The organism is Bradyrhizobium sp. AUGA SZCCT0283, assembly GCF_018130385.1.
Lineage (GTDB): Bacteria > Pseudomonadota > Alphaproteobacteria > Rhizobiales > Xanthobacteraceae > Bradyrhizobium.
This window is the reverse complement of the sequence record NZ_JAFCLU010000002.1, coordinates 343548-362319: the sequence shown is the minus strand read 5'-3', so window position 1 is coordinate 362319 and position 18772 is coordinate 343548. Positions and strand designations below refer to the sequence as shown.

Below are 18772 nucleotides of genomic sequence, written 5' to 3'. Positions count from 1 at the left end.
ACCACTTTGCGTGTATTTGGAGTGCCTTGCGGCGCGGGGACAACGTGCCGCGAATGCGGCCGCTGCTCCGATTGTTGGCAAAAACCGCCGCTCGAAGGTGCAGTGTGGTGTTTTATTATGCGGTGCCGAGTATTGGCGGGAAAGCGGGCCTGAAAAGCCGCTTGTCCGTGTCGTGCCAGTTCCGGGGGCAAATTGGCGCCGGGTCATGGTTAAGCATTCGTGTTGTGCACAATGGATAGCCCAAGCGGATGATTTTTTGGGCATTCGTGCCCGCGCTGGTGCAGCCAATTAGCGATTCACCGGCTGAAGCCGTGCGCTGCGCCCGGAAAATTACGGGTCCGGTGTTGGCACGTCTCTTGAATACCTGAGATTCCGATCGTCATAGTCGACGATCCTTTGCCCGCCGATGGGCGCTCCCCAATCACCAATAATTCTCGCCGACCGAAGATGCAGGGCTGCGTCGCGCGTCGGACCATCGGAACCTGGATCAGAAGGCAGAGCATGCTCGAGAAAATAAAAAAGCAAAAGTTGGTGGTGATCGGTAACGGCATGGCCGGCATCCGCACGGTCGAAGTGCTGCTGGACCGTGCGCCTGATCTCTATGACATCACCGTCTTCGGTTCCGAACCATACGGCAACTACAACCGAATTCTGCTGTCGCCTGTGCTCGCCGGCGAGAAGACCGTCAACGACATCATGCTCAACACGGTGCAGTGGTACGAGGATAACGGCATCACGCTGCGCAAGGGCGAAATGATCGAGATGATCGATCGGCGTACCTGCGAAGTCGTCACCGCGGAAGGCGCGCGGGTACCTTACGATCGCCTGCTGATCGCCACCGGCTCGAACCCGATCATGTTGCCGCTTCCGGGCAAGGATCTTCCAGGCGTCATCGGCTTTCGCGACATTCAGGATGTCGAGCGCATGGTCCAGGCCTCGACGAGCTACAAGAATTCCGTCGTGATCGGCGGTGGTCTGCTCGGCCTCGAAGCCGCCAACGGCTTGATGAAGCGCGGCATGAACGTCACCGTTGTGCATCTGCTCGACACGCTGATGGAGCGCCAGCTCGATCAGGTCGCCGGCGGATTGCTGCGCAAGTCCCTTGAAGAGCGCGGCATGGTGTTCAAGATGCCCGCGCAGACGGAAGCGATCCTCGGTGAGGATCGCGTCACCGGCGTGCGCTTTGCTGACGGCGAGGAGATTCCGGCCGACCTTGTCGTGATGGCGGTCGGCATCCGCCCGAATGTCGAACTGGCACGCAAGGCAGGCCTCTATTGCGAGCGCGGCATCGTCGTCTCCGATACCATGCAGACCTACGACGGACGAATCTATGCGGTCGGTGAATGCGTGCAGCATCGTCGCCAGACCTACGGCCTCGTCGCTCCCCTGTTCGACCAGGCCAAGGTTTGCGCCAATCACCTCGCCATGAAGGGTTTTGCCACCTATGACGGTTCGGTCGTTTCGACCAAATTGAAGGTGACCGGGATCGACCTGTTCTCCGCCGGCGACTTCGCTCCGGGTGCGGACAAGGAAGAGATCGTCATGCAGGACGCTTCCCGCGGCGTCTACAAGCGGATCATTCTGCGCGACAAGAAGATCATCGGCGCCGTGCTCTATGGCGATACCATCGACGGCCCATGGTACTTCCAGCATCTGCGCGACGGCACCGACGTTTCGCAAATGCGCGAGCGGCTGGTGTTCGGCGCCGCGAATCTCGGCGATGGCGGCCATAGCGGCAAGAACTCGGTCGCCGCCATGAGCGATGATGCGGAAATCTGCGGATGCAACGGCGTCTGCAAGGGGACGATCGTCAAGGCGATCAGCGAAAAGAAACTCTTCACGATCGACGACGTGCGGGCCCACACCAAGGCATCCTCGTCCTGCGGTTCCTGTACCGGCCTGGTCGAGCAGGTGCTCGCTTTCACGCTCGGCGGCGACTATTCGGCGGCCCCGAAGGTCAAGCCGATGTGCGCGTGCACCGATCACAGCCATGATGACGCGCGCCGCGTCATCATCGAGAACGGATTGAAGACCATTCCCGACGTCATGAGGTTCATGGACTGGAAGACGCCGAACGGGTGCCACTCCTGTCGGCCCGCCCTGAACTATTACCTGCTCGCCACCTGGCCCGGCGAGTATCGCGACGATCAGCAGTCGCGCTACATCAACGAACGCGTCCACGCCAATATCCAGAAGGATGGGACCTATTCGGTGGTGCCGCGGATGTGGGGCGGCGTCACGACGCCCGACGAGCTTCGCGCCATCGCCGATGTCGCGGACAAGTTCAAGATTCCGACCGTCAAGGTGACCGGGGGGCAGCGTATCGATCTTCTCGGCGTGAAGAAGGAGGACTTGCCCGCTGTCTGGGCCGACCTCAACGATGCGGGGATGGTGTCGGGCCACGCCTATGCCAAGGGATTGCGCACGGTGAAGACCTGTGTCGGTTCGGAATGGTGTCGTTTCGGCACACAGGATTCGACCGGTCTCGGCATCAAGATCGAAAAATTCATGTGGGGCTCGTGGACACCGGCCAAGGTGAAACTTGCGGTGTCCGGTTGTCCGCGCAACTGCGCGGAGGCCACGTGCAAGGATGTCGGCGTGGTCTGCGTCGATTCCGGATTCGAGATCCACTTCGCCGGCGCCGCGGGGCTTCACATCAAGGGAACCGAGTTCCTGGGCAAGGTCGCGACCGAGGAAGAGACGCTCGAAGTCATCGCCGCGCTGACACAGCTCTATCGCGAGCAGGGCTGGTACCTGGAGCGCATGTACAAGTGGTGTGACCGGGTCGGTCTCGACGCCATCCGCAAGCAGGTGGTCGACGATGTTGTCAACCGGAAAGCGCTGTTCAGCCGCTTCGCCTATTCGCAGCAATTCTCGCAGAGCGATCCGTGGGCGGCGCGCGCCAAACGCGGCGTCGATCGCAACGAATTCACCCCGCTGGCGGAACTGGAACTCGCATGAGCAACTGGATTGAAATCGGGGCGCTGAACGACATTCCCGTTCTCGGCTCACGCGTCGTGCGAACGGCGTCCGGGGACATCGCGGTATTTCGGACCGCCGGTGACGAGGTGTTCGCGCTCGACGATCGCTGTCCGCACAAGGGTGGACCGCTGTCGCAAGGCATCGTCCACAACAAGCGCGTCACCTGTCCGCTGCACAATTTCGTCATTGAGCTCAGGAGCGGTACGGCGGTCGCGCCTGATGAGGGATGTACGCGCGCGCATCCGGTCAAGGTGGAGAATGACACCGTCTGGCTTTGCGTCCAGACGGCGTCGGCTGTGGCCGCCGAGTGAGGGTGATCGCCCGTGCCAGTGAAGACAAGCTGTCCGTATTGCGGCGTCGGCTGCGGCGTCATCGCTGACAGGGATGCCTCAGGTGCGGTGACCGTCCGGGGCGATCCGCTGCATCCGGCCAATTTCGGAAGGCTGTGCGCGAAAGGCTCGGCGCTCGCCGAGACCATCGGGCTCGAGGGGCGGCTGCTTGCTCCCGTGGTCAACGGGCAGGAAGCGAGCTGGGATGCGGCGCTCGATCACGTTGCGGAGGGTTTTGGCAGAATCGTTCGCGAGCATGGACCGGATTCGGTGGCCTTCTACGTCTCCGGCCAGATTCTGACCGAAGACTATTACGTCATCAACAAGCTCGCCAAGGGCTTTATCGGCACCGCCAACATCGACACCAATTCCCGGCTGTGCATGGCGTCGAGCGTGGCGGGTCACAAGCGCGCGTTTGGCAGCGACACGGTTCCGGGCTGCTATGAGGATCTCGAAACCGCCGATCTGCTGGTCCTCGTCGGCTCCAATGCCGCCTGGTGCCATCCGATCCTTTACCAGCGCATGGTGGCTGCAAAGGCCAATAACCCTGCCTGCCGCATTGTTGTCGTCGATCCGCGGCGGACCGCAACATGTGACGGCGCCGATCTGCACCTGCCGCTTCGCTCGGGCAGCGATTCGGTGCTGTTCAACGGGTTGCTCGCGCATCTTGCGTCCCGCAATGTCATCGACCGCGCGTTCGTGGATGGATCCACCACCGGCGCCGAAGCCGCGCTGCGGCAGGTCGCCGGCCAGACGGTTGCGCAGACTGCCGACATCTGCGGCCTGACCGAGGGCGCAGTGGCGTTGTTTTTCGACTGGTTTGCCAAAACCGAACGGGTCGTCACGCTCTATTCGCAGGGCATCAACCAGTCGAGCAGCGGCGTCGACAAGGTCAATGCGATCATCAACTGTCATTTGTTGACGGGGCGTATCGGGCGACCCGGCATGGGACCGTTCTCGCTGACCGGACAACCCAACGCCATGGGTGGCCGGGAAGTCGGCGGGCTGGCCAATCAGCTTGCCGCCCACATGGAAATCGAGAACCCGAAGCACCGCGACATCGTCCAGCGCTTCTGGCAATCGCCTGTTATCGCGGACAAGCAGGGCCTCAAGGCCATCGACATGTTCGACGCGATCGCCGACCGGCGCATCAAGGCGGTCTGGATCATGTCCACCAATCCGCTGGTCAGCCTGCCGGATGCCGATCGCGTGCGCCGCGCGCTCGATTCATGCGAGCTCGTCGTCGTCTCCGATTGCATGCGGCATACCGACACCACGCGTCATGCCCACGTATTGCTGCCTGCGCTTACCTGGGGCGAAAAGGACGGCACCGTCACCAACTCCGAACGCCGTATCTCCCGGCAGCGGCGGTTCCTGCCGGCGCCGGGTGTTGCAAGGGCCGATTGGCAGACCGTCTGCGACGTCGCGCAGCGCATGGGATTTTCGGGGTTCGACTATCCGAGCGTTGCCGCGATCTTCCGCGAGCACGCCAGGCTTTCCAGTTTCGAGAACGACGGGACGCGCGATTTCGATCTGTCCGCCCTGAATACGCTCGACGATCGCGCCTACGATGCGCTTACTCCGATCCAGTGGCCGGTGACGCGCGAGTATCCGACCGGCACGCCGCGGATGTTCGAAACCGCAAAATTCTTCACCGCCGACCGAAAGGCGCGTTTCGTGCCGGTGACGCCGCGTGCCGCCGTGAATGCGACCAGCCGGGACTATCCGCTGGTGCTCAATACCGGGCGGATCCGCGATCAATGGCACACGATGACGCGGACGGGAAAATCGGCGCGGCTGCTGGCGCACATGTTCGAACCTTGCGCCGAATTCCATCCCGACGATGCGCGCATGGCCGGCGTCGAGAATGGCGCGCTCGCGCGACTTACAAGCCCCTGGGGTGAGATGGTGGCGCGCGTTGTCGTCACCGCCGAACAGCGGCGCGGCTGCGTGTTCGTGCCGATGCACTGGAACGGCGAGTATGCCGGCGACGGCCGGGTCAATGCGCTGGTCAATCCAGCGACCGATCCGATCTCCGGGCAGCCGGAGTCCAAGCACACGCCGGTCAAGGCGGCAGCGTACTTGCCGAAATGGCATGCCTTCATTCTCAGCCGCCGGGAGATCGCGCGTCCCGAAGCGGGCTACTGGGTTGGCGGGCTCTCGGGGACCTGCTGGCGGATGGAACTCGCCGGCGACGAGCGGCCCACGAGCTGGCGCGATTGGGCGCGGGCGCAGCTCCGCGTCGGATATGACGACGTCGAGTGGATCGCCTATCGCGATCCGAAGGCCGGCCGTTTCCGCTACGCGGCCGTTCGCGACGGCCGGCTGGAAGGTTGCGTGTTCATCGCCCCCGATCACAAGCTGGTCTCGCGGTCGTGGCTATCAGGGCTATTCGCAGAGCAGGCATTGTCGCCGAAGGCGCGAATGTCGCTGCTGACCGGCCAACCGCTGGATGCCAGCCAGGATGTCGGCCCGATCGTCTGCTCATGCTTCGGCGTCGGGCAGCACCAGATCTCGGCCGAAATCCTCAAAGGGGCAGCCAGCGTCGAGGACGTCGGCCGGCGCCTTAAGGCCGGCACCAATTGCGGCGCCTGCAAGCCGGAGATCGGCAAGCTGCTGCGCGGCATGGCCGTTCGCGATCCGCAGCCCGCATGAGCCGGCGGCAATCTGGAGCAGGATGAGATTAGGTTGGGCCGTGACCACGGACCATCTCCTGCCCCGGACCCAAGCGGCGTGAGTGCTGCGAGCCGGGCCCGTTCTACTTTGCATGGGGTTGTTTTCGCGATTTTGTATCCGGGCCCTGCGGTGTACCGCCGAAGAGTATTTGCACTGCGTCTGGGACACGAGATCGTTAGCTTCGCGCTAATGGCGAACCGATTCGACTCCAACCCATCCCGCTCTAGTTGCTAATTTTTGATCGCGTAAAGCGGCGTTCGGAGCGTTAGCTGGTACGACGGCTTCGGCGTCCAGGCGATCTGCGCGGTGATGCCGAACAGCCGATTGTCGTCGTCGTCCATGCGGTCGAAGTCGAGCCGCACGATCGGCTGCGTGAAGGCGGGAAACGGCGTCAGGTTCAGAAGCTGCGCGCCGCCGAAGGATTGCACGCCGAAGCGGCCGGTGAGCTTCCAGTTGTTGTCCCACTGATAATAGCCGCCGACATAGCCCATGATATCAGGGCTGACGCGGGCGAGCGGGGTATCGACGAGGACTCTGGTGTATTGCATTCCCGCAAGGAGCCCGCGCGTTTCATCCGCGTTCAGCGCGTAATCCGCCTCGAGGATGGTGTTGTAGGCTGTCGCGGCCAGCGGCGCGTCCGAAATCGATCGCGTCGCGTTGGACTGGATGGTGATGGTCGGAAATATTCCGCCGTTCTGCTGATAGATGTCGGCCTGGAATCCGACGGTAAAGGCGTAGACCGAGAACGTCGTCCAAGGATCGGTGCCCGCCTGCGACGTGGCTCCGCTGACGCCGCCATAGACCGAGAGCTGGTCGTTGACATCGACGGTCAAGGGCAGGTCGACCGAGAGGCTTTGGCTGGACGGCGAGGTTTGGGTTCGCAGCGAGGAAAGGTTCGCCAGCCTCGATAACAACGGAGGCGTACTGAATCCGATCGAGAGCGAGCCGGCGGGCAGCGTCGAGTAGATGGTTCTCATATCGAGGTAGAAGTTCGGCAGGGCCGGTTTTGCCTTGGCCGCATCTTCCTCATCGTCGTCTTTGTCTTTTCCGAGGACTGCACCTGAAAGGCAGAATGACACCAGCACGCCGAAAGCCACGCTTCTGACAGATCGCGCTGGCGCGGACCTCAGACGCCGAGGTGCAGTGGGCCTGGTAAAATTCATGCTCAATCGACGCTGCCTTTGACTGGCCAAGATGACCATTTGGCAGCGGCGAATACAAGCAGCGGTCGCTACCGGGCTTGCGATCTTACGGCAGGTGTGGCGCGTTTGCGCCGCCCGCACAATTGACCTAGGTCAAAGGATTTCGGCAGTGGCGGCTTAGGAATGCGATCGCAACTTAGGAATGAAGAATGCGCAAGAGCACGAAATATCTCGCGGCGGTCGCCGCAATCGCCATAGGGTCGGCATCTCCTTTCATGGTTGCCGCCCAGACAATGCAAAAATCCCCGGCGCGGCTTGCCGACGTCATGAGCGCGGTCCAGTTCAGGCATTCGAAGCTGTGGACCGCGGGCCAGCAGAAGAACTGGGAACTCGCGGGCTATGAACTGGAGCTGGTGAAATCCAGCCTCAACGAGGCCATCGCGTTGTATACCGACATACCCGTAGACAATATCACGATGATCGATCCGCCCATTAAATCGATCGAGAGCGCGATCGCCGCCCGAAATAGCGCAGCATTCGGCAAAGCCTTTGGCGATCTGACCACCGGATGCAATTCCTGCCATCAATCGGTCGGCCGCGGCTTCATCGTCATGACGGTCCCCGCGGCGTCGCCTTTCGGCAATCAATCGTTTGCGCCGCGCCAGGGGCAGGGCAAGGACGCTGTAAGGCGGTGATATGCGCTCCGCCGGATGACGCTTGCTCTATCTCGACGATCGAGCTCCGTTCGACTGGCTGATGGCTGAGAACATCAGCGCGGCGACGATGCCGGACAGCAGCGAAGCCATGAGAACGCCGAGCCGGACTTGCTTCAGGACAGCCTCGTCGTCGAAGGCCAGCGTTCCGATGAAAAGGCTCATCGTGAAGCCGATGCCGGTCAGGATGGCGATGGCATAAAGCCTCGCCATCGTTGCTCCTTCCGGCATCGCAGCCAGGCCCAGCCTTATTGCGAGCAGCGAAGAGCCGAAGACCCCGATCTGCTTGCCAACGAAAAGCCCAGCGATAATGCCAAGCGTTATCGGCTCCGCCAGCTTTGACAAGGTCAATCCGTGAAGCGATACGCCCGCATTCGCGAAGGCGAAAATCGGCACGATGACGAATATAACCCACGGCCTGAGCGCATGTTCGGTATCTTCGAGCAGGCTGTGGCCGTCGTGCCTGGTCAGCGGCATCGCGAGACCCACGGCGACGCCGGCCAGCGTCGCATGCACGCCGGATTTGAGCACGCAGACCCAGGTGAACAATCCGGCGATGAGATAGAACGATGGTCTGCGCACATCGAGCAGATTGAGAACCGCAAGCGCTCCGACGCCAATGCCACCGAGCGCCAGCGCCATGACTGAGAGGTCCGCAGTATAGAAAATCGCGATGACGATGATGGCCATCAGGTCGTCGATAATTGCGAGCGCCAATAAGAAGGTCTTCAGCGAAGCCGGCACCTTGCGTCCCAGCATGGCGCAGATGCCGAGCGCAAAGGCGATGTCGGTCGCCGCCGGGATGGCCCAGCCGCGCAACGCTTCGGCATCGCTCCAGTTCACCGCGGCAAAGATCGCGGCCGGCGTGACAAAGCCGCCAAACGCGGCGATCACGGGCAATGCCGCCTGCTTTGCGCTCGACAGCGCGCCCTCGATGGCCTCGCGCTTGATCTCGAGTCCTACCAGTAGAAAGAACACCGCCATCAAGCCGTCATTGATCCAGTGATCGACGGTCTTGCTCAGTCCGATCGACCCGATCCGGACCTCGCCGGTAGTCCGCAGCAGCGCCTCGTATTGCGGTCCGAGCGGCGAATTTGCAACGATGAGAGCCGCGATGGCGGCGAGGCCGAGAACGACACCTCCATAGAGACCCTCGTTGTTAGTTTCGCTAGACGCTGGGACCCTCGCCGTCATCAGCCGGCCTTGCCGGCCGCCTTGATGGCGACGGACAGCGCGAGTTTGGTTTCCGCCACGATGTCCTCGACCAGTTCTTCCCGGCTGACGTGGGCAACCTGGCCGGTGAGCAACCCCTGTTCTGCGAGCATGACCACGCCGTGCAGCGAGGCCCAGACCTTCAGGGCGCTACGCTCGCGCAAGAGCCCCACGGCCGGGGCCTCCAGCGCTTCCACGAGGAGTTCGAAAGTTTCCATTGCCGCGCTGTGCATCTCGCTGCCTTTCGGTGCGCATGCCATGGTTCGCGACGCGAACATCAGACGATAGATGCCGTTGCGGCGCAGTCCGAAATCAAGCGTGAGCTGCGCGAAGCGCGACAGCTTCGACTGCTTCGACGGTTTTCCGATCGCCGTACGCATCATCGCCGAGAACTGGCGGAACGCTTCGGCCGTGACGGCCGTCAGCAGCGTCTCGCGATCGGCAAAATGCTTGTAGGGCGCCGGCTGCGAGACGCCGAGCTTCTTGGCAAGCGCGCTGATACTGATCGCTTCCGGGCCGCCGAGTTCGACTTCATGCAACGCGGCCTTAACCAGGGCATCGCGGAGATCCCCGTGGTGATAGGCGTTGAGCGCTTTGCGTGCGGGTCGAGGTGGCATTTCAACGTCATGATCTATAACTTTTGACTTGACAGCACAACGGCAGCGCGAATGTAATACGATATAACTTCGCGGTGTTCCGGCGGGTCCGCGCCGTCGCGCCGAGGCAAGGCCGCGCGCGAGACAATGCGCGCCATATATAAAGGGGAAACGCTGCGATGGCCGGAAAGCTGAAAATCCGCGTCGACCAGGACAAATGTCAGGGCCACGCGCGCTGCAAATCACTGGCACCCGAACTGTTCGACCTCGACGAATTCGGCAACGCGCACGAAGTCGGCGACGGTTCCGTGCCCGCGGGCCTGGAAGACAAGGCCTGGCTCGCCCAGAGCAACTGTCCCGAGATTGCGATCGAAGTGACCGAGGAATAGCCGATCGCAAGATCGAATAATTCCAAAGATCTGAACGAACCAAGCAGAGGAATTGCTCCAATGTCCGATTCCGCCAGCATCATGCCCGAACACCCGCCGGTTACCGACTGGGTCAACGATTTCGACCACACCGATCCGACCTGGACGGAAAACCCGTTTCCGATCTGGGAAAAATTGCGCGCGGCCTCGCCCGTGGTTCACACCGAGCGGTTCCTCGGCTGCTATATGCCGACCACCTATCAGGCGGTAAAGGAAATCTCCTACGATACCGACCACTTTTCTTCCCGGCGCGTCATCGTGCGCGACGTTCGTCCGGAAATCACGGCGCGGGCGCCGCCGATCACTTCCGATCCGCCCGAACACAAGCCTGCCAAGCAATTGCTGTTGCCACCGTTCACGCCGGACGCGATGAAAAAGCTCGAGCCGCGGGTGCGCGCCATCTGCAACGAACTGATTGACGAGTTCATTGCCGACGGCAAATGCGATGCCGCCGCGCGATACACCAAGCATGTTCCGGTCCGCGCCATCGCGCACATGCTCGGAATCCCCGAGAAGGACAGCGACCTCTTCATCAAGTGGATTCACGGCATCCTCGAACTCGGCATCAAGGATGACAACGCGCTGATGGAGGCGGTGAGGGAGATGACCGGCTATTTCGCCGGCCATATCGAGCATCGCAAAAAGAATCCGACCGACGACCTGATCTCGACGCTGATGAATGCGAGGGACAAGGACGGAAATCCGCTGGCGGATGAGCATGTGCTGGGTTCGCTGCGGCTATTGCTGATCGCCGGCATCGACACCACCTGGAGCGCGATCGGCTCCTCGCTGTGGCATCTGGCGAAGACGCCGGCCGACCGCGAGCGCCTTGTCGCGGAGCCCGAACTGATGCCGCTCGCGGTCGAGGAACTGCTGCGCGCCTATTCGCCGGTGACGATGGCGCGCGAGGTGATGAAGGAGACCACCATCAGCGGCTGCCCGGTCAAGCCCGGCAACATGGTGCTGCTGTCGTTCCCGGCGGCCAACCGCGATCCGGCGATGTTTCCCGATGCCGACAAGGTGGTGATCGACCGCAAGGAAAATCGCCACGCCGCGTTCGGCCTTGGCATTCACCGCTGCGTCGGCTCCAACCTGGCGCGCATGGAAATGACCGTTGCGATCGAGGAATGGCTGAAGCGGATTCCGGATTTCAGGCTCGATCCGGCCGGCAAGGTCACCTGGTCGGAAGGCACCGTGCGCGGCCCGCGCCAGCTGCCCATGCTGTTCGGCAAGGCGAACTGAACGTTCCACGGATGAGGCGGCAGGCTGGATGTCCTCGTCAACAATGCCGGGATTGGCCTCTCCGGGCCCGTGGTCGACATGGCGTTCGCCGACTGGAAGCGGCAAGTGGCCGTCAATCTCGACGGCGTCTTCCTCGGTGCGAAGCATTCGCTCCCGTTGATGCGCGCAGGTGGCGGCGGGAGCAACGTTTCCTCGATTGCGGGAATCAAGGCGTCGCCGAACGTCTCGGGCTACTGCGCGACCGAGGGCGGCGTGCGGCTGTTCACGAAATCGGTCGCGCTGGAATGCGCAGCCGCCAAGGATGGCGCGCGCGTCAACTCGCTGCACCCCGGCATCGCCGAAACCGCCATCTGGGACACGCTGATCGGCACCGTCGAAGACGGCTCGAATGCCGGACGGGAGCGCGGGCCGACGCTGGATAAGCTCACCGAACGCGCTGTCCCGCTTGGATACAAGGCCGCACCTGAAGGTATCGCGAACGGCATCCTGTGGCTCGCCAGCGACGAGAGCCGCTACGTCACCGGTACCGAACTCGTGATCGACGGCGGCCGATCGATCAGCTGATCGCCGGATCAGGAAGTATAACAGGCGGAAAGGATATGCCGCCGGCAAGCAGACGGGAGGTCATCATGAGTCGGATCTTTGGGGCGGTCTGTCAGAACGGCTACGTCGTACGGGATATCCGCGCCGCCATGGATCACTGGGTCAACGTGATGGGCGTCGGGCCTTGGTACTACATCGACAAGGTCAAGACCGACTACTTCCGCCACCGTGGCCAGGACTCCGCCATGGAGATGAGCGTGGCGCTCGCCAATTCCGGCGATCTCCAGATCGAGTTGATCCAGCAGCGCAACGACGCGCCCTCGATGTACAAGGAGTTCCTCGACTCCGGCCGCGAAGGCTTGCAGCACATGTCGTACTGGACCCGCAATTATCAGGCTCTTTATGACCGCGCGCTGTCGCTTGGCTATAAAGTGGGACATGAGGGCCAGATCGGCGGCGAAAAGGGCCGCTTTGCCTATTTCGACACGCAAGCCCATCCCGGCACCGTGGTGGAGATTTCAGACATCAGCGGCAGCAAGGGAAGTTTCTTCGAGCACATCCGCAAAGTCGCCGCCGGTTGGGACGGCTCCGATCCCATCCGCGAAGCCGGCGGACGCTGAGTGATGTGCGCTTCGCGCGGTAACAATACGTTCGGGCCCATGCCCGGAAGCGCGTAGCGGCAGAAAGAAGCAAAAAAGTAAGGAACAAGCGGATGGCAAGACTTCCCCTGATCGACCCGGCGGCAACCAGCGGCGACGTGCGCGCGTCCTTTGACAGGATGCCGGTCGTCCTGAACATCTTCCGGATGATGGCGCATGCCGAGGCCAATTTCATTCCGGCGATGCGGTTAGCCAATTCGATCCTGCACCGCCAGAAGCTCAGCCACGTCAATCGCGAATTGCTGATCCTTCAGGTCGCGCAGCGGCAGCGTGGCGTCTACGAGTGGCGGCAGCATGTGCCGATCGCGCTCGGCGTCGGCGTCACGCAAAAGCAGATCGACTGCATTGAACAGGGCAAATACGAGGACGCCGCGTTCAATGCCGCCGAACAGGCGCTGCTGACGTTCGGCCGGGAAGTCATCGAGAACGTGCGCGTCGCCGAGCCGGTGTTCGCCGCGATGCGCAAGCATTTCAGCGAGCAGGAGATCGTCGAGTCGATCCTGGCGGTCGGCTTCTACATGACGATGGCGCGCCCGACGGAGGCAACCGAGGTTGACCTCGACCCGGCCGCCGGCATGACCGTCTTCGAGGGTGGGCGGAAGCGATCGGGCTGAGCGACACGACGATCCATGTTTCAGGCGGTCACGCTGCTCTGGCCGACGCGGCTTGCGACATAGCGAAGAAGCCGCTCGGTTCCAGACAGCGCGGCCTCTGCGTTTCCCTGCGACAAGGCTAGCGCGATCTCGATGTGGGCCTCCACGCCTTCCTGGGACAGCGTCCGGCCGTGATGGATGAACCAGAACCGGCGATTGAGCGGTGTGATCGCCTGCATCATCGACCCCGCAAATTCGTTACGGCAGGCGGCAACGCACAGGCGGTTGAATTCGGCGTCGAGTTGCGCGAAGGCGTCGAAATCGTGCGTGCGCTGGGTGGCCTTCATTCTGGCGGCGATCTCGGCGAATTGCTGCCGTTCGGACTCGCTGGCGCGCGCGGCGGCGGTCCTGATCACGAGCGGCTCGAGGACGCGGCGCGTCTCGATCAGCATCACTTCGTCCTCCGGCCTAATGGCGGTGACGATGCACCCGCGCCGGGGCAGGATCAAAAGAAGGCGTTCGCGTGCCAGCCGCTGCATGGCTTCCCGAACCGGGGTGCGGCCGATTCCGAGCTGGGATGACAGTTCTGCCTCCGACACCGGCGTGCCGGGAGGCAATTGCAGCGTACAGATCATCTCTTCGAGCAGGCTGTAGGCCCGGGCGGTCAGGCTTTCGGCTTCTGCCGGTGCTGGCTCGGGCGACTTGGATTGCTTTGAAGTTTTTAACAAGGCCTGATCCCGCCGTTCGAAATCCCGGTTGACTGTTGGTGAGTGATATATTAGCAGATATATCAATTGAAGCCACCCGGAATTATCCGGGTGCATGCCCCCTGAATGTATCCGGGAGTGAGTATGACCGCACGTCCGCCGGTTGCCGATTGGGCCACGGATTGGGATCACCTCGATCCGGCCTGGACGATCGATCCTTACGGAATTTGGGATGGATTGAGGCAGCGTTGCCCGGTTGCCCATACGGACCGCTACAAGGGTGTCTACTTCCCGACGCGCTATCAGGATATCCGCGACATCGCCTACGATTATGAGCATTTCTCGTCGCGGCGCGTGGTCGTCCGCGAGAGCGATTATCGGGTGAATTCGCCGCCGATCACATCGGATCCGCCGGATCATCGTCCACTGCGGATGGTGTTGATACCTCCGTTCACTCCGCAGGCCGTCGCAAAGCTCGAGGCGAAGGCACGGATCGTGTGCAATGAATTGATCGACAAATTCATCGCCAGTGGCGAGTGCGACGGCGCGGTTGACTACGCCCAGAATATTCCAGTGCTCATCATCACCCATATGCTGGGAATTCCAGCCGAGCACGGCGATCAGTTTCGCGAATGGATCACGATGGCGCTGCAGACCGGCGTCACCGACGAGCGGGCGCTCCGGCAGGCGGAGGAGGCGATCGCCGCGTACTTCGAGGTGCAGATCAAGGCACGCCGCGAAAATCCGGGCGAGGATCTCGTCAGCTTCCTGATTGCGGCGCGTTCACCCGATGGCGAGCCGTTCTCGGACCGTCAGGTGCTCGGCGCCCTGCGCCTGTTGCTGGTGGCTGGCATCGACACCACCTGGAGCGCGATCGGATCATCCTTGTGGCATTTGGCGACGCACGAGCAGGATCAGGCAAGGCTCGTTGCGGAGCCGGAATTGATTCCCACCGCGGTCGAGGAATTCCTGCGCGCCTATGCGCCGGTGACGATGGCACGGGAGATCGCCAGGACAACCGATGTCGGCGGCTGCCCGATGCGGGAAGGGCAGATGGTGCTGCTGTCTTTCCCGGCGGCCAACCGCGACCCCGAAAAATTTCCCGACGCCGACAAGGTCTTGATCGACCGCAAGCACAATCCGCATGCCGCTTTCGGGCTCGGCATTCATCGCTGCATCGGCTCAAACCTGGCGCGGATGGAAATGATGGTGGCGTTGCAGGAGTGGCTGAAGCGTATTCCCGCATTCAGCCTCGATCGTTCGAAGCCCACCAGGTGGTCGCAAGGCACGGTACGCGGCCCCCGCAATCTGCCGATCAGAATCGGATGAGCCGGGACCGCTCGCCGATTTCGCATGCAGCGGTCAAACAACTTGAGAGAAGGACCAGCAATGGGCGTATCGTTTCAACGAAGCCACGACATCACGATCGCGACCCCGCCGTCAGCGGTCTACGACTACGTCTGCAATCCGAATTCCTGGCCGGAGTGGCTCGCCGCCTCCCATCGCATCGATGGCGAAGACCGGCCCTTGCTGCGCGGCGAAACCTTCCGCGAGCAGTGGCATATCAAGCGCGGCGAAGTTCGTCTCGCCTGGACAGTCACTGAAAGCGATCCGCCCAAGGCCTGGACCGTCGAAGCCGATACCGACTTCATCGGCAAGATCGTCATCCGCTACACCTTCGAGGCGGTGGCAGGGGGCACGAAGTATACGCGGACATTGCGCAATCCGGACCGGCCGTCGGAGCCCAGCGCCGAGCAGATCGCGCGGATGGACGAGGAAGCGTTGATCGGGCTTCAGAACATCAAGTGCAATGTCGAAAAGCGTTTCGCCAGAGCCGGTCAGGCGTAACGCATGACCGGAGATCGCAGGCTCGTGGTCCGGATCGATGCGGAGAAATGCCAGGGTCACGCACGCTGCCATGCGCTGGCGCCCGAGTTGTTTGAGCTGGATGAATTCGGCAGCGCTCGCGTCCGCGGCTCCGGCCATGTCTCGTCCACTCTCGAAGACAAGGTTTGGATCGCCAGGGCCAATTGTCCGGAACTGGCGATCGAGATCATCGAGGAGACGCCGGTCGCGGGCTGACATCTGCACATTGACCAAGCCGCCGGTTACAGCGATCATCGACCGCTCAACGATGGCGTGGAGCGAAGGCATGACGGGTGAGTCGGAGGCGGGCGGTCCGCGACCGCTGGGCGAAATCGCGAGCTACCACGCCCACATCTACTACGATCCGGCGACGACGCGGGCCGAGGCCGAGCAGTTGCGCGCCTGGATCGGCGAGCGCTTCTCGGTCACGCTCGGACGCTGGCACGACGTCAAGGTCGGCCCGCACGATCAGGCCATGTACCAGGTGGCCTTTGCCCGGGAGATATTCCCCGAGTTGGTGCCCTGGCTGATGCTCAATCACGGCAACTTGAGCGTTCTGGTGCATCCGAATACGACCAACCCGCGCCGGGACCATGAGGCCGATCCGATCTGGATCGGGCCGGCGCTCGCCGTGCATGCCGACAAGCTGCCGGAGCACGCCGAGATGGAAGAGGCGCCCGCGCCGAATACCAATCCGGTTCTACGGCCTTGAGCGCGGCCTCGCCGGTCGGGAATCCCGGCCCGGTTTACCATTACATGGCTTGAATCCGTGGATTTCGCCGGTCATGATGGCAGCGAGCGCCTGTCTCGATTATGCCTTACTTTCGTTTGCATTATGGTGGGACTTATTCGGTGAATCCATTAGGAATCAGACGTGATTCCGAAGCGCCGAGCCGGGGACGGATGGATAGAAAGACGACCAGCGCAGCCGGGCTTGCTTCGAGCCGTGGTACCCGATTGCTCCGTGAAGCGGCCTTCAGCACAGCAGCGCTCGCTATGGCGCTGGGACTGGCCGCGTGGGTGGCCGATTTCGACTTGGCCGCCTGGGTCAATCCCGCATCCGCGAATGTCGGCAGCACCTCCTCGTTCGACGAGCGCTTCGGCCCGGGCTCGGTGCGCCGTTCGCTGGCCATCAACTACCCCTGGCGTCCCGTCGCCCGTTCCGAGCGCTCGGATTTCGATGCGGAGTTCGGGCACATCGAAAGCCTGCTGGGCGGACGATCGCGCGAGGAGCAGAACGTTCAGTCCGCCCCGACCGTCGAGGTGGCAATCCCGCTGCCGAGAGCCCGGCCGGTCCTGGCCAATCTTCAGTCAATGAGGAACGATCCGGCGCCGGTTTCGTCTGATAACCGCACCATGTTCGAGAAGCTCGCCGATTTGGTGCCGATGCGCTTCTCGTTGGCATCCCTGACGCCGGGCGACGGGCTGCTCGGCGAGCGCAAGGATCTGACGGCGCTCGGCTACGACGGTCAGACGGCGGTCTATGACATTTCGGCCCAAGCCGTTTACCTGCCGAACGGCAGCAAGCTCGAGGCACACTCAGGGCTGGGTGGCCTGATGGACAATCCGGCGTATGTCGACCAGCGCATGGTCGGCGCGACGCCGCCGAACGTCTACGATTTAAGGCCGCGCGAGAAACTGTTTCATGGTGTCGCGGCGCTGCGCATGACTCCCGTGGGCGAAAACGAAATGCACGGGCGAACTGGCCTGCTCGTGCACAGTTATTTGCTCGGCCCCAACGGCGATTCCAACGGTTGCGTCTCTATCAAGGACTATGACAGGTTCCTGGCGGCGTACCGGAACGGCGAGGTCAAGCGCCTTGTCGTGGTACCAAGCCTGCGTGAAGGCCTCACTGCGTCACGGCGTTCACCGTCCCCGTCATGAGCGCCGTCGCAGGCGATGCCGCCGATTCCGACACGCCGTTGCGTGCGGTTTTCAAGATCAACCTGAACGGCAAGACGGTGTCGATCGGAACGGTCGGTCAGGCCTATCGCTTCATCAGCAATCTCAGCTCGATCGAGTGGATCGAATTCCGCGCGCTGCATGCCGATGCTGTCAGTGCACTGCAGCGCGCCGCTGGCAACGCGATGCTGACCGTGCAGGCGACCAACGCCCTGCGTGCGCTGTTCGTCCGCGCGAAGCTGTTGTGAAGGCGCCGGGGCGCTAGCCAACTCCCCGGTCTACCCGACTTGTCAGCGGACGCCCGCCACGGCTATGTCTCATGGATGCTAGAGAAGTACGTCCGAAGGGAAACGTCCGCATGCCCGGAAGTCACGCCGAGATTGAAGACGACCGTCTGATCCGGGAATTGTTGCAGAACTGGGCGATCTGGCGCGATGCCGGAGACTGGGAGCGTTTCCGCACGGTCTGGCATCCCGACGGACGCATGATGGCGACCTGGACGCAGGGTACCGGCGACGAATTCATCGAAATCAGCAAGCAGGCCTGGGCCAAGGGTGTCAGTATCCTGCATTTCCTCGGCGGCATCTCGGTCGACCTCGCCGGACACCACGCCATCTCGCAGACCAAGATGACGATCTCGCAGCGCGCCGAGGTCGAAGGGGTGCTCTGCGACGTGCTTTGTACCGGCAGGTTCTACGATTTCCTCGAAAAGCGCGAGGGGCGCTGGGGCATCGTGCTGCGCCAGCCGATCTATGAGAAGGACCGCATGGACCCGGTGACGCCTGGCGCGGCGCCGGTCCTCGACAAGACGCTGCTCGAGCAGTTTCCACCGGGCTACCGCCATCTCGCTTATCTGCAGACCCGCATCGGCTACACGGTGAAGCGCGACATGCCCGGCCTGAAGGGACCGGAGGTCGAGGCTCTATACGCGCGCGGCGCGGCGTGGCTGCAGGGCAAGCCGCTCAGCTGATCTCCTTGCGCACGGCGGCTGCTGCGTCGCACAACGCCGTGACATTTGATGCAGATCAAAGAAATTGAGCCCGTCCGAGATCAGCATTTATTGTTTAGCCAAGGCAGGGGATGCGCGCATGACAAGCCACCTTGAGCTGAGTTCGCGGGCAGCACTTTGCAGGCAGCTCGCTCGGCGCGAACCGAGCTGCAAGATCTATTGGCTGGCCGAGG

Annotated in this window: 19 protein-coding genes and 1 pseudogene; 16 read left to right on the top strand and 4 right to left on the bottom strand. The window is 62.4% G+C overall.

Translation table 11 applies throughout. From position 1 onward, the window contains the following. Positions 1-501: 501 nt before the first annotated feature. The 3 genes from nirB to JQ624_RS05155 are packed head-to-tail and all read left to right on the top strand — an operon-like array spanning position 502 to position 5966. Complete coding sequence (gene nirB, locus JQ624_RS05165; protein WP_212417760.1) at positions 502-2961, top strand: nitrite reductase large subunit NirB; 2460 nt, start codon at positions 502-504, stop codon at positions 2959-2961. Continuing rightward, entirely contained in the window at positions 2958-3293 is a 336-nt protein-coding gene (gene nirD, locus JQ624_RS05160; protein ID WP_212417759.1) for a nitrite reductase small subunit NirD, read from the top strand. The genes nirB and nirD overlap by 4 nt, the downstream gene beginning before the upstream one ends. A 12-nt stretch (positions 3294-3305) precedes the next feature. After that, complete coding sequence (locus JQ624_RS05155; protein ID WP_212417758.1) at positions 3306-5966, top strand: nitrate reductase; 2661 nt, start codon at positions 3306-3308, stop codon at positions 5964-5966. A 251-nt stretch (positions 5967-6217) separates the two neighbouring features. Here the strand turns inward: JQ624_RS05155 and JQ624_RS05150 are convergent, their stop codons facing one another. After that, positions 6218-7072: a hypothetical protein gene (locus tag JQ624_RS05150; RefSeq protein WP_312014378.1), complete on the bottom strand. Its 855-nt coding sequence runs from the start codon at positions 7070-7072 to the stop codon at positions 6218-6220. A gap of 266 nt (positions 7073-7338) precedes the next feature. On the opposite strand from JQ624_RS05150, the gene JQ624_RS05145 reads away from it, so the two are divergent. Beyond that, positions 7339-7824, top strand: coding sequence for a hypothetical protein (locus JQ624_RS05145; protein ID WP_249129401.1), 486 nt, complete (start codon positions 7339-7341; stop codon positions 7822-7824). Between the two features lie 27 nt (positions 7825-7851). On the opposite strand, the gene nhaA is transcribed toward JQ624_RS05145, so the two are convergent. Continuing rightward, positions 7852-9036: a Na+/H+ antiporter NhaA gene (gene nhaA, locus JQ624_RS05140; RefSeq protein ID WP_212417756.1), complete on the bottom strand. Its 1185-nt coding sequence runs from the start codon at positions 9034-9036 to the stop codon at positions 7852-7854. Next, positions 9036-9671: a TetR/AcrR family transcriptional regulator gene (locus tag JQ624_RS05135; protein ID WP_212417755.1), complete on the bottom strand. Its 636-nt coding sequence runs from the start codon at positions 9669-9671 to the stop codon at positions 9036-9038. Before JQ624_RS05135 ends, nhaA begins: the two co-directional genes overlap by 1 nt. Before the next feature lie 158 nt (positions 9672-9829). Between JQ624_RS05135 and JQ624_RS05130 the strand changes: the two genes are divergently transcribed. The 5 genes and pseudogenes from JQ624_RS05130 to JQ624_RS05110 all read left to right on the top strand — a co-directional run bounded on the left by JQ624_RS05130 (position 9830) and on the right by JQ624_RS05110 (position 13136). Beyond that, complete coding sequence (locus JQ624_RS05130; RefSeq protein ID WP_057853801.1) at positions 9830-10039, top strand: ferredoxin; 210 nt, start codon at positions 9830-9832, stop codon at positions 10037-10039. A 60-nt stretch (positions 10040-10099) separates the two neighbouring features. Then, positions 10100-11320, top strand: a complete 1221-nt coding sequence (locus tag JQ624_RS05125; protein ID WP_212417754.1) for a cytochrome P450 — start codon at positions 10100-10102, stop codon at positions 11318-11320. 18 nt (positions 11321-11338) lie between these two features. Continuing rightward, a pseudogene (locus JQ624_RS05120) lies at positions 11339-11884 on the top strand (SDR family oxidoreductase); the annotation flags it as partial. Between the two features lie 65 nt (positions 11885-11949). After that, entirely contained in the window at positions 11950-12483 is a 534-nt protein-coding gene (locus tag JQ624_RS05115) for a VOC family protein (RefSeq protein WP_212417753.1), read from the top strand. Between the two features lie 92 nt (positions 12484-12575). Beyond that, a complete protein-coding gene (locus JQ624_RS05110; RefSeq protein WP_212417752.1) occupies positions 12576-13136 on the top strand; it encodes a carboxymuconolactone decarboxylase family protein in 561 nt (186 codons plus the stop codon). 20 nt (positions 13137-13156) lie between these two features. Here the strand turns inward: JQ624_RS05110 and JQ624_RS05105 are convergent, their stop codons facing one another. Beyond that, positions 13157-13843: a GntR family transcriptional regulator gene (locus JQ624_RS05105; RefSeq protein WP_212417751.1), complete on the bottom strand. Its 687-nt coding sequence runs from the start codon at positions 13841-13843 to the stop codon at positions 13157-13159. Positions 13844-13966: 123 nt separating this feature from the next. Here JQ624_RS05105 and JQ624_RS05100 point away from each other — a divergent pair, with 123 nt between their 5' ends. The 7 genes from JQ624_RS05100 to JQ624_RS05070 all read left to right on the top strand — a co-directional run bounded on the left by JQ624_RS05100 (position 13967) and on the right by JQ624_RS05070 (position 18560). Further along, positions 13967-15151 (top strand): cytochrome P450, encoded by a 1185-nt coding sequence (locus JQ624_RS05100; RefSeq protein ID WP_212417750.1) that lies wholly within the window; start codon positions 13967-13969, stop codon positions 15149-15151. A 60-nt stretch (positions 15152-15211) separates the two neighbouring features. After that, positions 15212-15670, top strand: coding sequence for an SRPBCC family protein (locus tag JQ624_RS05095; RefSeq protein ID WP_249129395.1), 459 nt, complete (start codon positions 15212-15214; stop codon positions 15668-15670). Positions 15671-15673: 3 nt separating this feature from the next. Continuing rightward, positions 15674-15904 (top strand): ferredoxin, encoded by a 231-nt coding sequence (locus JQ624_RS05090; RefSeq protein WP_212417748.1) that lies wholly within the window; start codon positions 15674-15676, stop codon positions 15902-15904. A gap of 70 nt (positions 15905-15974) precedes the next feature. Further along, positions 15975-16400 carry a DOPA 4,5-dioxygenase family protein gene (locus JQ624_RS05085; RefSeq protein ID WP_212417747.1) on the top strand — a complete coding sequence of 142 codons (426 nt, stop codon included), beginning with the start codon at positions 15975-15977 and terminating at the stop codon, positions 16398-16400. A gap of 284 nt (positions 16401-16684) precedes the next feature. After that, the gene (locus tag JQ624_RS05080) at positions 16685-17572 is read left to right on the top strand and encodes a DUF2778 domain-containing protein (RefSeq protein WP_249129393.1); all 888 of its coding nucleotides are present in this window, start codon (positions 16685-16687) and stop codon (positions 17570-17572) included. Beyond that, positions 17569-17838: a hypothetical protein gene (locus JQ624_RS05075; protein ID WP_212417745.1), complete on the top strand. Its 270-nt coding sequence runs from the start codon at positions 17569-17571 to the stop codon at positions 17836-17838. The genes JQ624_RS05080 and JQ624_RS05075 overlap by 4 nt, the downstream gene beginning before the upstream one ends. A gap of 110 nt (positions 17839-17948) precedes the next feature. Continuing rightward, positions 17949-18560, top strand: coding sequence for a nuclear transport factor 2 family protein (locus JQ624_RS05070; protein ID WP_212417744.1), 612 nt, complete (start codon positions 17949-17951; stop codon positions 18558-18560). Positions 18561-18772 lie beyond the last annotated feature (212 nt).

Bases quoted from the DNA above. Each gene is read 5' to 3' on its own strand.
- nirB (WP_212417760.1), top strand. From the start codon at position 502: ATGCTCGAGAAAATAAAAAAGCAAAAGTTGGTGGTGATCGGTAACGGC.
- nirD (WP_212417759.1), top strand. From the start codon at position 2,958: ATGAGCAACTGGATTGAAATCGGGGCGCTGAACGACATTCCCGTTCTC.
- JQ624_RS05145 (WP_249129401.1), top strand. From the start codon at position 7,339: ATGCGCAAGAGCACGAAATATCTCGCGGCGGTCGCCGCAATCGCCATA.
- nhaA (WP_212417756.1), bottom strand. From the start codon at position 9,036: ATGACGGCGAGGGTCCCAGCGTCTAGCGAAACTAACAACGAGGGTCTC.
- JQ624_RS05135 (WP_212417755.1), bottom strand. From the start codon at position 9,671: ATGCCACCTCGACCCGCACGCAAAGCGCTCAACGCCTATCACCACGGG.
- JQ624_RS05130 (WP_057853801.1), top strand. From the start codon at position 9,830: ATGGCCGGAAAGCTGAAAATCCGCGTCGACCAGGACAAATGTCAGGGC.
- JQ624_RS05125 (WP_212417754.1), top strand. From the start codon at position 10,100: ATGTCCGATTCCGCCAGCATCATGCCCGAACACCCGCCGGTTACCGAC.
- JQ624_RS05115 (WP_212417753.1), top strand. From the start codon at position 11,950: ATGAGTCGGATCTTTGGGGCGGTCTGTCAGAACGGCTACGTCGTACGG.
- JQ624_RS05110 (WP_212417752.1), top strand. From the start codon at position 12,576: ATGGCAAGACTTCCCCTGATCGACCCGGCGGCAACCAGCGGCGACGTG.
- JQ624_RS05100 (WP_212417750.1), top strand. From the start codon at position 13,967: ATGACCGCACGTCCGCCGGTTGCCGATTGGGCCACGGATTGGGATCAC.
- JQ624_RS05095 (WP_249129395.1), top strand. From the start codon at position 15,212: ATGGGCGTATCGTTTCAACGAAGCCACGACATCACGATCGCGACCCCG.
- JQ624_RS05090 (WP_212417748.1), top strand. From the start codon at position 15,674: ATGACCGGAGATCGCAGGCTCGTGGTCCGGATCGATGCGGAGAAATGC.
- JQ624_RS05085 (WP_212417747.1), top strand. From the start codon at position 15,975: ATGACGGGTGAGTCGGAGGCGGGCGGTCCGCGACCGCTGGGCGAAATC.
- JQ624_RS05080 (WP_249129393.1), top strand. From the start codon at position 16,685: ATGGCGCTGGGACTGGCCGCGTGGGTGGCCGATTTCGACTTGGCCGCC.
- JQ624_RS05075 (WP_212417745.1), top strand. From the start codon at position 17,569: ATGAGCGCCGTCGCAGGCGATGCCGCCGATTCCGACACGCCGTTGCGT.
- JQ624_RS05070 (WP_212417744.1), top strand. From the start codon at position 17,949: ATGCCCGGAAGTCACGCCGAGATTGAAGACGACCGTCTGATCCGGGAA.